The sequence below is a fragment of the Streptomyces sp. NPDC031365 genome (assembly GCF_055569765.1).
The window spans coordinates 160695-174542 of sequence record NZ_JBVIIM010000015.1 but is presented as its reverse complement, the minus strand read 5'-3'; the positions used below and the strand labels follow the sequence as shown (position 1 = coordinate 174542).

General features: G+C 71.9%; 14 protein-coding genes. 7 read left to right on the top strand and 7 right to left on the bottom strand.

Going from position 1 to position 13848, the window contains the following annotated elements:
• Positions 1–11: 11 nt before the first annotated feature.
• Positions 12–1250 carry a MurT ligase domain-containing protein gene (locus tag ACZ5C2_RS22725; RefSeq protein ID WP_468793803.1) on the bottom strand — a complete coding sequence of 413 codons (1239 nt, stop codon included), beginning with the start codon at positions 1248–1250 and terminating at the stop codon, positions 12–14.
• A gap of 146 nt (positions 1251–1396) precedes the next feature.
• Between ACZ5C2_RS22725 and def the strand changes: the two genes are divergently transcribed.
• A complete protein-coding gene (gene def, locus ACZ5C2_RS22720; protein WP_468793800.1) occupies positions 1397–1942 on the top strand; it encodes a peptide deformylase in 546 nt (181 codons plus the stop codon).
• Between the two features lie 140 nt (positions 1943–2082).
• Here def and ACZ5C2_RS22715 read toward each other — a convergent pair whose 3' ends face one another.
• A complete protein-coding gene (locus ACZ5C2_RS22715) occupies positions 2083–2724 on the bottom strand; it encodes a TetR/AcrR family transcriptional regulator (RefSeq protein ID WP_468793797.1) in 642 nt (213 codons plus the stop codon).
• 173 nt (positions 2725–2897) lie between these two features.
• Between ACZ5C2_RS22715 and ACZ5C2_RS22710 the strand changes: the two genes are divergently transcribed.
• Entirely contained in the window at positions 2898–4124 is a 1227-nt protein-coding gene (locus tag ACZ5C2_RS22710; RefSeq protein ID WP_468793794.1) for an acyl-CoA dehydrogenase family protein, read from the top strand.
• Positions 4125–4199: 75 nt separating this feature from the next.
• Positions 4200–4931, top strand: coding sequence for a thiaminase II/PqqC family protein (locus tag ACZ5C2_RS22705; RefSeq protein ID WP_468793791.1), 732 nt, complete (start codon positions 4200–4202; stop codon positions 4929–4931).
• 10 nt (positions 4932–4941) lie between these two features.
• On the opposite strand, the gene ACZ5C2_RS22700 is transcribed toward ACZ5C2_RS22705, so the two are convergent.
• From ACZ5C2_RS22700 to ACZ5C2_RS22680, 5 genes are all read right to left on the bottom strand, one after another.
• Positions 4942–5178, bottom strand: coding sequence for a DUF6213 family protein (locus tag ACZ5C2_RS22700; protein WP_468793788.1), 237 nt, complete (start codon positions 5176–5178; stop codon positions 4942–4944).
• 25 nt (positions 5179–5203) lie between these two features.
• Positions 5204–6589 carry an NADP-dependent succinic semialdehyde dehydrogenase gene (locus tag ACZ5C2_RS22695; protein ID WP_468793785.1) on the bottom strand — a complete coding sequence of 462 codons (1386 nt, stop codon included), beginning with the start codon at positions 6587–6589 and terminating at the stop codon, positions 5204–5206.
• 77 nt (positions 6590–6666) lie between these two features.
• Positions 6667–7128 carry an NUDIX hydrolase gene (locus ACZ5C2_RS22690; protein ID WP_468793783.1) on the bottom strand — a complete coding sequence of 154 codons (462 nt, stop codon included), beginning with the start codon at positions 7126–7128 and terminating at the stop codon, positions 6667–6669.
• Positions 7128–8666 carry an ATP-dependent DNA ligase gene (locus tag ACZ5C2_RS22685; protein WP_468793780.1) on the bottom strand — a complete coding sequence of 513 codons (1539 nt, stop codon included), beginning with the start codon at positions 8664–8666 and terminating at the stop codon, positions 7128–7130. The genes ACZ5C2_RS22690 and ACZ5C2_RS22685 overlap by 1 nt, the downstream gene beginning before the upstream one ends.
• Before the next feature lie 51 nt (positions 8667–8717).
• Positions 8718–9662, bottom strand: a complete 945-nt coding sequence (locus tag ACZ5C2_RS22680) for an NAD(P)/FAD-dependent oxidoreductase (RefSeq protein WP_468793777.1) — start codon at positions 9660–9662, stop codon at positions 8718–8720.
• A 77-nt stretch (positions 9663–9739) separates the two neighbouring features.
• Here ACZ5C2_RS22680 and ACZ5C2_RS22675 point away from each other — a divergent pair, with 77 nt between their 5' ends.
• The 4 genes from ACZ5C2_RS22675 (at position 9740) to ACZ5C2_RS22660 (ending at position 13729) form a co-directional block, all read left to right on the top strand.
• The gene (locus ACZ5C2_RS22675; protein WP_468793774.1) at positions 9740–10315 is read left to right on the top strand and encodes a helix-turn-helix domain-containing protein; all 576 of its coding nucleotides are present in this window, start codon (positions 9740–9742) and stop codon (positions 10313–10315) included.
• 182 nt (positions 10316–10497) lie between these two features.
• On the top strand, positions 10498–11475 hold the full coding sequence (locus tag ACZ5C2_RS22670; RefSeq protein ID WP_468793771.1) for an NADPH:quinone oxidoreductase family protein: 978 nt from the start codon (positions 10498–10500) through the stop codon (positions 11473–11475).
• Positions 11472–12656 (top strand): acyl-CoA dehydrogenase family protein, encoded by a 1185-nt coding sequence (locus tag ACZ5C2_RS22665; protein ID WP_468793768.1) that lies wholly within the window; start codon positions 11472–11474, stop codon positions 12654–12656. The genes ACZ5C2_RS22670 and ACZ5C2_RS22665 overlap by 4 nt, the downstream gene beginning before the upstream one ends.
• Positions 12653–13729, top strand: coding sequence for an acyl-CoA dehydrogenase family protein (locus ACZ5C2_RS22660; RefSeq protein WP_468793765.1), 1077 nt, complete (start codon positions 12653–12655; stop codon positions 13727–13729). Before ACZ5C2_RS22665 ends, ACZ5C2_RS22660 begins: the two co-directional genes overlap by 4 nt.
• Positions 13730–13848: the final 119 nt, after the last annotated feature.

Below are 13848 nucleotides of genomic sequence, written 5' to 3'. Positions count from 1 at the left end.
GGTGTCGTGGGTCAGTTGCCGACGCGGCGGCGCAGGTCCTGGAACGCGGTGTAGTTGGCGATGACCTCGATCCGGCCGGGCGGGCACAGCTGGACCGCCTGGTCGAGGTTCTCGCAGACCTGGAACTGCTGGTTCGCGACCTCCAGCCGCACCGCGAGGTCCAGCTTCCGGTCGCCGACCACGCAGATCGGATGGCCGGTCAGCTGCGTGTAGTCGACGTCCCACAGCCAGGAGGTGTCGGTGCCGTCGGCACCGCGCGCGTTCACCGAGAGGATCACCGGGGTCGGCGGCGGGTCGATCAGCGAGAACGTCTCCAGCCAGCCCGCGGGGTTCTTGGCGAGCAGCAGACGCAGATCGCGGCCCTCGAACTGGACCACGTCATAGCGGCCTGCCACGGCCTGCACCTGGTACATGCGCTCCAGCGCGACCTGCGGCGGCACCCCGAAGACGGCGGCGACGGCCGCGGAGGACGCGGCGTTGGCCTTGTTGGCGCGGCCCGGCAGCTGGAGGTGGATCGGCCAGGCGGAGCCGTGCGGGTCGAGCACATGGTCGCCGGAGAGCGCCCAGCTCGGGGTCGGCCGGCGGAATCCGCACTCACCGCAGAACCAGTCGTCGCCCGGGCGCTGCATCACACCGCCGCAGGACGGGCAGGACCAGGCGTCGTCCTTCCACATCTGCCCGGCGGCGACCCAGATCACGTTGGGGGAGGAGGACGCGGCCCACACCACCAGCGGGTCGTCGGCGTTGGCGACGATGACGGCCTTGGAGCCGGCCAGGCCCTCGCGCCAGTTCTCCGCGAGCATCCGGGTCTCGGCGGCGCGGTCGAGCTGGTCGCGGGAGAGGTTGAGCAGGGCGATGCACTTCGGGTCGGTGTCCCGGGCCACTCCGGCCAGGTACTTCTCGTCGACCTCGATCACGCCGAACTTCGACTCCGAGCCGCCCGCGAGCGCCGAGGTGATGCCGGCCGGCATGTTGGCACCGAGCGCGTTGGACACGACCGGTCCCGCGGCGCGCAGTGCCTCCGCGATGAGTCTGGTCGTCGTGGTCTTGCCGTTGGTCGCCGAGACCAGGACACAGTCCAGGTTCTGCGCGAGCCGGGCCAGGAGATCGGGGTCGAGTTTGAGTGCCACCCGGCCGCCGATCACCGAACCGCTGCCGCGCCCGGCGGCGCGGGATGCCGCCGCGACCGCCTTGCCCGCGGTCACGGCCAGCTTGGCCCGCGGCGAGAGCGGGTCCGAGTTGCCTGCCATCAGTTCTCGATCCTCCTTGCGTACGCGCCGCGTCTGTGCCGGACGGCCACGTGGTGAGACCTCAGCCTATCGAGATCCCTTCGCGCTCCAGAACCGCGGCACCATCGTGAGACGGGCGTTGCTGGAAGGACCGTACTCTGGCCGCCATGCGACACGGCTCCATCCCCGGCGTCCACGGACGCGTACGGTCCCTCACCCTGCTCGGCGACCCGGTGCTGCACGCACCCTGCCGGGAGGTCACCGCCTTCGGCCCGGAACTCGCCCGCCTGGTGGAGGACTTGTTCGCGACCATGTACGCGGCCCAGGGCGTGGGCCTGGCGGCCAACCAGGTCGGCGAGCCGCTACGGGTGTTCGTCTACGACTGCCCGGACGACGAGGACGTCCGGCACCGGGGGCATGTGGTGAACCCGCGGCTGGTCGAGAGGGACGGGGTGGTGGTGCGCGGCCCGGAGGGCTGCCTGTCCCTGCCCGGCCTGGAAGCGGGGACGGAGAGGTACGACCACGCCGTGGTCGAGGGCGTCACGGTGACCGGCGAACCGGTCACCGTCCACGGCACCGGGTTCTTCGCCCGGTGCCTGCAGCACGAGTGCGACCACCTGGAGGGCCGGATCTACGCCGACCGCGTGACCGGATGGCGGCACCGCAGGCTCATGCGCCGGGCGAGCCGGGCTTCCTGGAACCGGCCGGACTGAGGCCCTGGTGCCGGGCGTCGGGGAGTCGTCCGGGCCGGGGTCGTCCGGGCCCCGGGAAGCCGCTCGGGCCGCGACCCGGGAGTCGTCCGGATGGGCGGCCGTCCCGGCCACGGGGCCGGAGCGGCGTCCGGGCCGGCGGCTCAGAACCCCGGGCCGCCGACCTTGTCGCCCGCCGCCGCCAGCCGTCCCCACAGCAGATCCGCCAGGCTGCGTACCAGCTCGGCCCGGGAGCAGGGCCGTTCCCCGAGCCACCAGTCACCGGCCGCGTGCATCATGCCGACGATGCCGTGCCCCCACACCCGGGCCAGCTGCTGGCTGTCCGGACCGAGGTCCAGCCGCTCCCCGATCACCTGGGCCAGCTCCTCGCCCATCCGCCGCAGCAGGGGTGCCGAGTGCTTGCCGACGTCGAAGCCCTGGTCGCTCTGCGACTCCTCCGCGGGATGCATCAGGAAGCGGTACACCTGGGGGCGCGCCTCGATCGCCGAGAGATAGGTGTCCAGGGTGGCCTCCACCCGCTCGCGCCGGTCCGCCGGAGCGTCCAGCGCGGCCCGCAGCGAGTCCAGCAGGGAGTCGGTGTGCCGCTTGGCCAGAGCCGCGTAGAGTCCTCCCTTGTCACCGAAGTGCCGGTAGAGGATGGGCTTGGTGATGCCGGCCTCGGCGGCGATCGCGTTCATCGATGCCCCGGGGCCGTCGCGCAGCACCACCCGGTCGGCGGCCTCCAGCAGCTCGCGCCGGCGTCGGTGGGCGGACCGTTGCTGATCGGTCCGCTGTGTGGTGTCCATGAGCTCTCCCCACCCGTGCAGGTTCGGTAACGCCTGCGCAAACTAACACTGACGGCCCAGCGGCCGTCGAACGGGATACCGACCGGCCCGGGGGAGTTGACTTTTCCTACCCACCGGTAACAGACTCGGTGTTACCGTAAGTAACACGCACGTGCGCTGCCGCTGGAGGGGACATGGCCGAGTTCACCATGGAGCTCAACGACGAACAGAGGGAGGTGCGGGACTGGCTGCACGGCTTCGCCGCCGATGTGATCCGCCCCGCGGCCGCCGAATGGGACGAGCGTGAGGAGACTCCCTGGCCGGTCATCCAGGAGGCCGCCAAGGTCGGCATCTACTCCCTGGACTTCTACGCCCAGCAGTACTTCGACGCAAGCGGCCTCGGCATCCCCATGGCGATGGAGGAGCTCTTCTGGGGCGACGCGGGCATCGCCCTGTCGATCGTCGGCACCGGTCTCGCCGCCGTCGGTGTCCTCGCCAACGGCACCGAGGAGCAGATCGGCACCTGGATCCCCCAGATGTACGGCGACGCCAACGACGTCAAGGTCGCCGCGTTCTGCTCCTCCGAGCCCGATGCCGGCTCCGACGTGGCCTCGATGCGCACCCGCGCGGTGTACGACGAGGCCAAGGACGAGTGGGTGATCAACGGCACCAAGACCTGGGCCACCAACGGCGGCATCGCCAACGTCCACGTCGTGGTGGCGGTCGTCGACCCGGACCTCGGCTCCAAGGGGCACGCCTCCTTCATCATCCCGCCGGGCACCCCCGGATGCTCCCAGGGCCAGAAGTTCAAGAAGCACGGTATCCGCGCCTCGCACACCGCCGAGGTCATCCTGGACAACGTGCGTGTTCCCGGTTCCTGTCTGCTCGGCGGCAAGGAGAAGCTGGACGAGCGCCTCGCCCGCGCCCGTGAGAAGGCCAAGAAGGGCGGCGAGCGCGTGAAGAACGCCGCGATGGCCACCTTCGAGGCGTCCCGCCCCGCCGTCGGCGCCATGGCGGTCGGCACCGCCCGCGCGGCCTACGAGGTCGCCCTGGAGTACGCCACCACGCGTGAGCAGTTCGGCCGCCCGATCATCGACAACCAGGGCGTCGCCTTCCAGCTCGCCGACATGCGCACCCAGATCGACGCCGCCCGCCTCCTGGTGTGGCGCGCTTCCTGGATGGCGGTCAACGGCAAGCCGTTCACGGCCGCCGAAGGCTCGATGTCCAAGCTGTTCGCCAGTGAGACGGCCAAGAAGGTCACCGGCCAGGCGATCCAGATCCTCGGCGGCAACGGGTACACGCGCGAGTACCCGGTCGAGCGGATGCACCGCGACGCCGCGATCTACACCATCTTCGAGGGCACCAGCGAGATCCAGCGCCTGGTGATCGCCCGCACCCTGTCGGGCATGCCCATCCGCTGAGGCCGCCCGGACTACCCGGCGGTGCGGGCGGCACCGCCGGGTTACCAGTGCCCCGATTCCGGGGAACGCTCGTGTGTGACCGACGCGACGGAGGACGCGATGACACGCACGGCACGGGAACTGCTGGCGACGACCACCAGGGAACTCGCCCCCGACCCGCGGTCCAACCCCCTGGTTCCGCTGATCGCCCGCGGTGAGGCGGACCGGACCGTCCTGACCGCACTCGCCCTGGAACAGCGCTGGGTGATCCCGGCGGACCGTCGCGCCTTCCTGCACCTGGCCGAGCGGGCCGACCCGGAGTCGGCCGCGTACTTCACCGCCCTGGCCGAAGGCGAGGCCCTGGCGGCGGAACACCTGAAGACGCTCACGGCCGCGTGCGGCGTGGACGAGCACCAGGCGAACACCCATGCGCCCCTGGCGGGCTGCCAGTCCTACCCGGCGTACGTCGCCTGGCTGGCCCTGAACGCCGAGCCGGCCGCCGTCGTCCTCGCTCTCACGGCGAACTTCTCGGCCTGGGGCGGCTACTGCGCGACGATCGCCGAGGCCCTACGCACCCACTACGGCTTCCCCGACGAGGCCTGCGCCTTCTTCGACTTCTTCGCACAACCGGCTCCGGCCCTTGATGAAGCGGCCGGCAGGGCAGTCCAGACCGCTCTGGACGAGGGGCGTCTCGACGAGGTCCGCGCACACCAGTACACCCACTTGCTCCAGACCTACGAGGCGGAGTTCTGGGCAACGCTGGCGGAACCCGCCCAGGGGCGCGGGGAACTGCGCGACAGGCCGCCCACGGCCCGCACACGGCAGTGAACCCCGCGTCTTACGACCCACCCCCACTGCTGTGGGCAATACACGCCACATCGATCCGGTCGGCAAGCTTCGCCAGCTCGATGGTCAGCGCAGCGACCGTGTCCTCGTCGAGCCCGTCCTCCCCCGCCTCGACAAGCCGCACCCACCGCCCGCCCACCGTCCGCAGCAGCTTGCTGACATCGGAGGCGGCAACCTGCAAGGTCCCGCGGTTGTCGACGATCAGAGGAAGAGTCACTTCGCGGTTCACAGTCGGGATGGTAGCCGCGCGGACATCACGCACCCTGCCAAACCGTGGTGATGTTGCAGAACTCGCGGATTCCGTGCCCGGACAGCTCACGCCCGTACCCGGACCGCTTCACACCGCCGAACGGGAACGCCGGGTGGGAGGCCGTCATCCCGTTCACGAAGACACTGCCCGCCTCCAGGTCCCGGACGAACCGGTCGACCTCGGCCTCGTCGCGGGTCCAGACGTTGGAACTGAGCCCGAAGTCGGTGTCGTTCGCGATCAGGACCGCCTCGTCCAGGTCCGCCGCGCGGTACAGCGTGGCGACCGGTCCGAAGGCCTCCTCCCGGTGGATCCGCATCTCCCGGCCGATCCCGGTCAGCACCGTCGGCGGGTAGAACCAGCCTGGCCCCTCAGGACGCTCGCCGCCGCACAGCACGGTGGCGCCGGCCCGTACGGCGTCGTCGACCAGTTCCTCGAGATCGTCGCGGCCCCGTTCGCTGGAGAGCGGGCCGACGTCCGTCTCCTCGTCCATCGGGTCGCCGACCTTCAGCGCCTTCATGCCCGCGGTGAAGCGCTCGGCGAAGGCGTCGTAGACGTCCGTGTGCACGATGAACCGCTTGGCGGCGATGCAGGACTGCCCCGTGTTCTGCGTCCGCGCGGTGACCGCGATCTCGGCCGCCCGGTCCAGGTCGGCCGAGGGCATGACGACGTACGGGTCGCTGCCGCCCAGTTCCAGCACCGTCTTCTTGATCATCTCACCGGTGGTGGAGGCGACCGCGCGGCCCGCGGGCTCGCTTCCGGTGAGGGTGGCCGCCTTGATCCGTTCGTCCCGCAGGAGATCGTCGACCGCGGCGGAGCCGATGAGCAGGGTCTGGAAGCAGCCCTCGGTGAAGCCGGCGCGGTGGAAGAGGTCATCCAGGTACAGGGCCGTCTGCGGCACGTTCGAGGCATGCTTGAGCAGTCCCACATTGCCCGCCATCAGCGCGGGCGCGGCGAACCGCACCACCTGCCACAGGGGGAAGTTCCACGGCATCACGGCGAGCACCGGGCCCAGCGGCCGATAGCGCACCAGAACCCGGGAGGCGCCGGAGTCCTTCACATCGGAGGCGTCGGGTTCCTCGTCGGCGAGGAGTTCCGCCGCGTGGTCGGCGTACCAGTGCATCGCCTTGGCGCACTTCGCGGCCTCCGCACGGGCCTGCTTGACCGGCTTGCCCATTTCCGTGGTGATCACCCGGCCGATGCTCTGCTGATCCTCGTCGAGGATCTCGGCGGCCCGGTGCAGCAGGCGGGCACGCTCGTCGAACGTCGTCGTCCGGTACGTGCGGAACGTGGCCTCCGCGAGCTGGATCCGGCGCTCGAGCTCCTCCTCGTCCATGGGGTGGTACGTCTTGAGGGTCTCGCCGTTCGCCGGATTCACCGTGGCGATGTGCATCGCTGACCTCCCTGGGGACGGGCTGTGCCTTCCGACCTTCCCGCGCGGCGGTGGGGGGCGCAACGCGGGAGGGCTCCTCAGGGCGAGTGCTCCGCCAGGCGGTCGAGAAACGCGGTCTGCGCGGAGACGATCACTTCACGGGCCCGGTCCAGTGCGACCCAGGCGACCCGGTCCAGCTCCGGGAACTCCCGCATGTGTCCCGACTTCGGCGGCCACTCCATCTCGAACGTGCCGGGGACGGCCGTCGCCGGGTCCAGGTCGGCCTCGACCGCCCACGCGGTGACGGTCTTCCCGCCGGACTGCCGGACCTCCCCGAGCGGTACCGCCTCCCCGTCCGGCGGCGGCAGCCCCAGTTCCTCCTGGAATTCGCGGCGCGCCGCTTCCCAGGCCGGCTCCCCGGGGTCGTACTCGCCCTTCGGCACGGTCCACGCCCCGGCGTCCCGCCGGGCGAAGAACGGGCCGCCCATATGACCGAGCAACACCTCGATGCCCTGACCGGTGCGTCGGAACAACAGCAGTCCGGCGCTTCGGGAGCTCATCACGGCCTCACCTCGGGGTGTGCGGCGAGCAGGGTCTCCACCGTGTCCGCCTCCTCGGGGCGCTTGTCCTCGCGGTAGCGGACCACTCGGGCGAACCGGAGGGTGACACCGGCCGGGTAGCGGGTGGAGCGCTGGAGACCGTCGTAGGCGATCTCCACGACGAGTTCGGGGCGCACCGTCACGACATGTCCGTTCTCCTCGACCGCCAGCTTCCGCAGCCGCTCGGTCTGCCACGCCAGCATCGCGTCGGTCATGCCCTTGAAGGTCTTGCCGAGCATCGCGAATCCGCCGTCGGCCGTCCGCGCCCCCAGGTGCAGGTTGGAGAGCTTCCCGGTGCGGCGGCCGTGGCCCCACTCGGCGGCCAGTACCACCAGGTCGCGCGTGTGCACCGGCTTGACCTTCAGCCAGGAAGCGCCGCGCCGGCCCGCGCTGTAGGGGGCGTCCAGCCCCTTGACCACGACACCCTCGTGGCCACGCTTGAGCGTCTCGGCGAGGAACTCCTCGGCCGCTCCCAGGTCCCCGGCGCCCGGCACCAGAGCGCGCCGTACCCGCATCGGCTCCGGGACCAGCCGGGCCAGCTCCGCGTGCCGCTCGGAGAACGGCAGGTCCAGCAGGTCCCGGCCGTCGACGCAGAGCGCGTCGAAGAAGACGGGGGAGACGGGGACTTCCCGGGCTGCCGTGGCCACGTCCACCCGGGAGCCGACCCGGCCGGCGGTCTCCTGGAACGAGCGGGGGCGGCCGCTGTCGTCGAAGGAGATGACCTCCCCGTCCAGGATGAACCGCTCCCCCCGCAACTGCAGGGCCGCAGCCGTCACTTCCGGCAGCCGGCCCGTGATGTCGTCGAGGGTTCGGGTGTGCACGCGTACGGTGTCGCCGTCGCGGTGGACCTGGACGCGGATGCCGTCGAGCTTCTCCTCGACCGCGCACGCCCCCAGCTTCCCGACCGCCTCCGTGACCGAGGAGGCGCTGTGCGCCAGCATCGGCAGCACCGGGCGGCCGACGGTGAGCCGGAACCGCACCAGGGCCCCGGGGCCGTCCGCCAGCAGCGCCTCGGCCACCGACTGCAGCGAGCCGGCCAGCATCACCGCCCGCCGGACATCGACCGGCGGAGCCCCCGTCGCCTGCGCCAGCCCTTCGACGGCGACCGCGTCCAGGGCGCCCTGCCGGACCTCGCCGGTGAGCAGTCCGAACAGGAACCGCTGCTCGTCCTCGGTGCACGCGGCCAGCAGATCGCCGACCAGCCTGGCCCGCTCGGCCTGGGAGCCCGGACCGGACACCCCGCCGAGGCCGGTGAGCAGCGCGTCGACCGCGCGCACGGTCAGGGCCGGCTCGGCGGCGGGGACGACCGGACGGCTCAGCACCTTCCAGCCCACGCCGATCCGGCCCTGCGGCAGCCGGCCCGCCAGGTACGGGATGACGATCGGCACGTCGTCCGCCTCCGCCTCCCGGAAGAGCTCGGCGAGCAGGGCGATCTTCCGGGACCGCGCCGAGGTGGCGGCGACCTCCTGGGACACACGGACCAACCGGTACAGCAGCATGCGGCCATGGTGCTACGGAGGCGGGCGCCGCACACCCCGGACGCATGGTGACTATCCGGTTGTGGCGGAGTCCAGACGGGTCATGAGCAGGTCCCCGACGATCGCCGCCGCCGCACGGTAACCGCCGCTCGCCGCGTGCACCACCTGTTCGGAGAAGCCGATCGCGTTGCCCGCCGCCCAGACGCCGGGCACCGTGGTCAGACCGGTCGGGTCGACCACCGGGTACGCGCCGAACGGCGTCTCGTCCAGCTCGGCACCCAGCCGCTCCAGCAGCCCCGTCCGCGGCACCGGACGGGGCCCGACGAAGAGGACGGAGCGGGCGTGCCTCGTGCCGTCGGCCAGCCGCACCCCGGTGAGCCGGTCGTCCTCGGTCACCAGCCCGGCGACCTCACCGGGCACCACGTCGACCCCGGCGGCGGCCAGCCGTCGCAGATCCTGGTCGGACAGCTCCTCCTCGGCGACCCGGTGCAGGAAGAGGGTGACGTCCTTCGACCACTGGGACACCATCAGCGCCTGGTGCACGCTCATCGAGGACGACGCGAGCACGCCGAAGGGCTCGTCGCGCACCTCCCAGCCGTGGCAGAACGGGCAGTGCAGCACGTCCCGCCCGAACCGCTCGGCGACTCCGGGGACCTCGGGCAGCTCGTCCTTCAGCCCGGTGGCGACGATCAGCCGCCGGGCGCGCACGGCCCCTCCCGAGTCGAGTACGACGGTGAAGTCCCCGTTCCCCGTGATGTCCGTGACCCGGTCCCGGACGAGCTCGACGCCGTAGCGTGCGATCTCCTCCCGCCCCAGCGCCAGGAACTCGGCCGGTGACATCCCGTCCCGGGTGAGATAGCCCTGCATGTGTGACGAGGGCGCGTTGCGCGGCTCGCCCGCGTCCACGACCAGCGTGCGGTGCCGGGCCCGGCCCAGCACCAGAGCGGCGGACAGCCCCGCCGCCCCACCGCCGACGACGACCACGTCGTAGATCTCGTTCCGGTCCGTTTCGTTCATCGTGACCACCTCCACGACCACCGTGGCCGAGCCGGTGCCGCATTGACAAACAACTTTGCCGATCCTGCAATAGCACCATGACGACGGACGACGTTCTCGCGGATGTGGGACCCAGGCTGCGGCGGATCAGGAAGGAGCGGGAGGTGACACTCGCGGCGTTGTCGGAGGCGACCGGCATATCCGTGAGCACCCTCTCGAGGCTGGAGTCCGGATTGCGCAAACCCAGCCTGGAGCTGCTGCTGCCGATCGCGCAGGCCCACCAGGTCCCGCTGGACGAGCTGGTCGGCGCGCCGCCGGTCGGCGATCCGCGCATCCGCGCCTCCGAGCCGATCGTGCGCCACGGCCGCACCCACTGGCCGCTCACCCGCCAGCCCGGCGGGCTCCAGGCGTACAAGGTGCTCGAACCCAAGCGGAAGGCGGAACCCGAACCGCGTACGCATGAGGGTTATGAGTGGCTGTACGTGATGTCCGGGAAGCTGCGGCTGGTGCTCGGCGAACACGACGTGGTGCTGGCGGCGGGGGAGGCGGCGGAGTTCGACACGCGTGTGCCGCACTGGTTCGGGTCGACGGGGGAGGGACCCGTGGAGTTCCTCAGTCTGTTCGGTCCGCAGGGGGAGCGGATGCACGTACGCGCGCGGCCCAAGCGGGGCTGAGGGGCGGCCGGCGGGCGTGCGGGAGGTGTTCGGCGCGGGTGACGCGGGCGGTCGGCGCGGGTGACGCAGACGGTCGGCCCGCGTGATGGAACGAGACTGTTCCCTGATCGGCAAGCGACCGCTTAGTATGCGATGGACCCGGTCAGGCGAACACGACGTTCACAGCCCCGTGGAGGCACCGCATGCAGGCATGGCAAGTGCACGAGCTCGGTGAGCCGGGCGAGGTGATGCGCCTCGCGGAGGTGGCGTCGCCGACTCCCGGCGAGGGGCAGGTCCTGCTGAAGGTGCGTGCCGCCAACATCAACTTCCCGGACGCGCTGATGTGCCGGGGTCAGTACCAGGTCAGGCCGCCGCTGCCGTTCACCCCGGGCGTGGAGATCTGCGGCGAGACCGAGGACGGGCGCCGGGTGATCGCCAACCCCGCACTGCCGTACGGCGGTCTCGCCGAGTACGCCGTGGCGAACGCCGCCGCGCTGCTGCCGGCGCCGGACGTGCTGGACGACGCGGAGGCGGCCGCCCTGCACATCGGCTACCAGACCGGCTGGTTCGGCCTGCACCGCCGGGCCGGCCTGGAGGCGGGCGAGACGCTGCTCGTCCATGCCGCCGCGGGCGGGGTCGGCAGCGCGGCCGTGCAGCTCGGCAAGGCGGCGGGCGCCACCGTCATCGGTGTGGTCGGCGGTGCCGGGAAGGCCGCCGTGGCCCGCCGGCTGGGCTGCGACGTGGTGATCGACCGGCGTGAGCAGGACGTCGTCGCCGCGGTCAAGGAAGCCACCGGCGGCCGGGGCGCCGACGTGATCTACGACCCCGTCGGCGGCCAGGCATACGCCCAGTCCGCCAAGTCCGTCGCCTTCGAGGGCCGGATCGTGGTCGTCGGCTTCGCGAGCGGAACCATCCCCAGCCCCGCCCTGAACCATGCCCTCGTCAAGAACTACGCGATCCTCGGCCTGCACTGGGGCCTGTACAACACCAGGAACCCCAAGCTGGTCCAGCACTGCCACGAACAGCTCACCGGCCTCGCCGCCCAGGGCGCGATCAAGCCCCTGGTCAGTGAGCGTGTGCCGCTCGCCGGGGCCGCCGACGCCGTACAGCGGGTCGCCGACGGCGTCACCACCGGGCGCGTCGCCGTGCTGCCCGCCCTGGAGAACGGAGCCGCCGCATGACCGACGCCGCCGAACTGCGCCGCCGCACACAGGAGTTGCTCGCTGCGCATCCGCCCGCCGACACCGACCGTCAGGACTTCCTGCGCGCCCGCTTCGACGCCGGACTCGCCTGGGTGCACTTCCCCGAAGGGCTCGGCGGTCTCGGCGTCCCGCGCTCCCTCCAGAGCGTCGTGGACAGCGAGCTGGAGGCCGCCGGAGCGCCCGACAACGACCCGCGTCGCATCGGCATCGGTCTGGGCATGGCCGCGCCGACGATCCTCCAGTACGGCACCCAGGAACAGAAGCAGCGCTTCCTGCGACCCCTGTGGACCGGGGAGGAGGTCTGGTGCCAGCTCTTCAGTGAACCGGGCGCCGGATCCGACCTCGCGGCGCTCGGCACACGCGCCGTGCGTGAGGACGGCGGGGACTGGGTGGTCGACGGGCAGAAGGTGTGGACCTCCAGCGCCCATCTCGCCCGCTGGGCCATCCTCATCGCCCGCACCGACCCGGACGTGCCCAAGCACCGGGGCATCACCTACTTCGTCTGCGACATGACCGACCCCGGTGTCGAGGTGCGCCCGCTGCGTCAGATCACCGGCGAGGCCGAGTTCAACGAGGTGTTCCTCACCGGCGTCCGCATCCCCGACGCCCACCGGCTCGGCGAGATCGGTGACGGCTGGCGGGTCGCGCAGACCACACTCAACAACGAGCGCGTCGCCATCGGCGGCATGCGACTGCCGCGCGAGGGCGGAATGATCGGGCCGGTCTCGAAGACCTGGCGCCAACGCCCCGAGCTGCGCACCCACGATCTGCACCAGCGGTTGCTGAAGCTCTGGGTCGAGGCCGAGGTCGCCCGGCTCGCCGGTGAACGCCTGCGCCAGCAGCTCGTCGCCGGACAGCCCGGCCCCGAGGGCGCCGGAATGAAGCTGGGCTTCGCCCGCCTCAACCAGGAGATCAGCGGCCTGGAGGTGGAACTCCGGGGCGAGGAGGGCCTGTTGTACGACGACTGGACCATGCGCCGCCCGGAACTGGTCGACTTCACCGGCCGGGACGCCGGCTACCGGTACCTCCGCTCCAAGGGCAACAGCATCGAGGGCGGGACCAGCGAGGTCCTGCTGAACATCGTCGCCGAGCGCGTCCTGGGCCTGCCGGCCGAGCCGCGTACCGACAAGGACGTCGCGTGGAAGGACCTGGCCCGATGAGCGATCTTCTGTACTCGGAGGAGGAAGAGGCGCTGCGCGCCGCGGTCCGGGACCTGCTCACCGACCACTGCGACGCGGCCGGCGTCATCGCCCGTATCGAGTCGGACACCCCGCAGGACCTGTCCCTGTGGAAGACGCTCGCCGACGGCATGGGCCTCACCGGTCTGCTGGTTCCCGAAGAGAAGGGTGGCCAGGGCGCCAGTCACCGTGAAGTCGCGGTCGTACTGGAGGAATTGGGGCGCGCGGTCGCTCCCGTGCCCTATCTGACGAGCGCCGTCGTGGCCACTGAGGCGCTGCTGGACTGCGAGGAGGCCGGCGACCTGCTGACCGAGCTGGCGTCCGGGCGCCGGATCGGCGCCCTCGCCGTCGGACTGCACACCGCTCCCGGCGTCGCGTTCACCACCGTACGGCTGGAAGGCGGCGCACTGCACGGGGAGCTGACCGGCATCGCGGACGCCACCGTCGCCGACGTACTGCTGGTGCCGGCGGACGACGGCGGGCTGTACGCGGTGGAGACCGGCGCGGTCACCGTCACCCCGCAGGCATCCCTGGACCTCACCCGGCCGCTCGCCCGGATCTCCCTGGACGGCGCTGCAGGGCGTCGCCTCGGCGACGCGGGGCCCGCCGTGCACCGGGCTCTGCGGGCCGGAGCCGGACTGCTCGCCTCGGAGCAACTCGGCCTTGCCGAGTGGTCGCTGACCGAGACGGTCCGCTATCTGAAGGACCGCAAGCAGTTCAACCGCCCCGTCGGTGGCTTCCAGGCACTCAAGCACCGGCTCGCCCAGCTGTGGCTGGAGGTCGTCAGCCTCCGCGCGGCCGCGCGGGGCGCCGCCGACGCGCTGTCCACGGGCCAGGACGCCGATGTGGCGGTCACCGTCGCCCAGGCCTACGCCGCGTCCGTCGCGGTCCGTGCCGCCGAGGAAGCACTGCAGCTGCACGGCGGCATCGGCATGACCTGGGAGCACCCGGCGCACCTCTACCTCAAGCGGGCCAAGGCGGACTCGATCGCGTACGGCACGGCGGGCGCCCACCGCGAGGCGCTCGCCGAGCTGGTCGATCTACGAGCGCCCTGACCTGCCGGGGGGGGGGGGGGGGGGGGGGGGGGGGGGGGGGGGGGGGGGGGGGGGGGGGGGGGGGGGGGGGTCGGGGGGGGGGGGGGGGAGGGGGGAGGGGGAGGGCGACCTCCCACCCA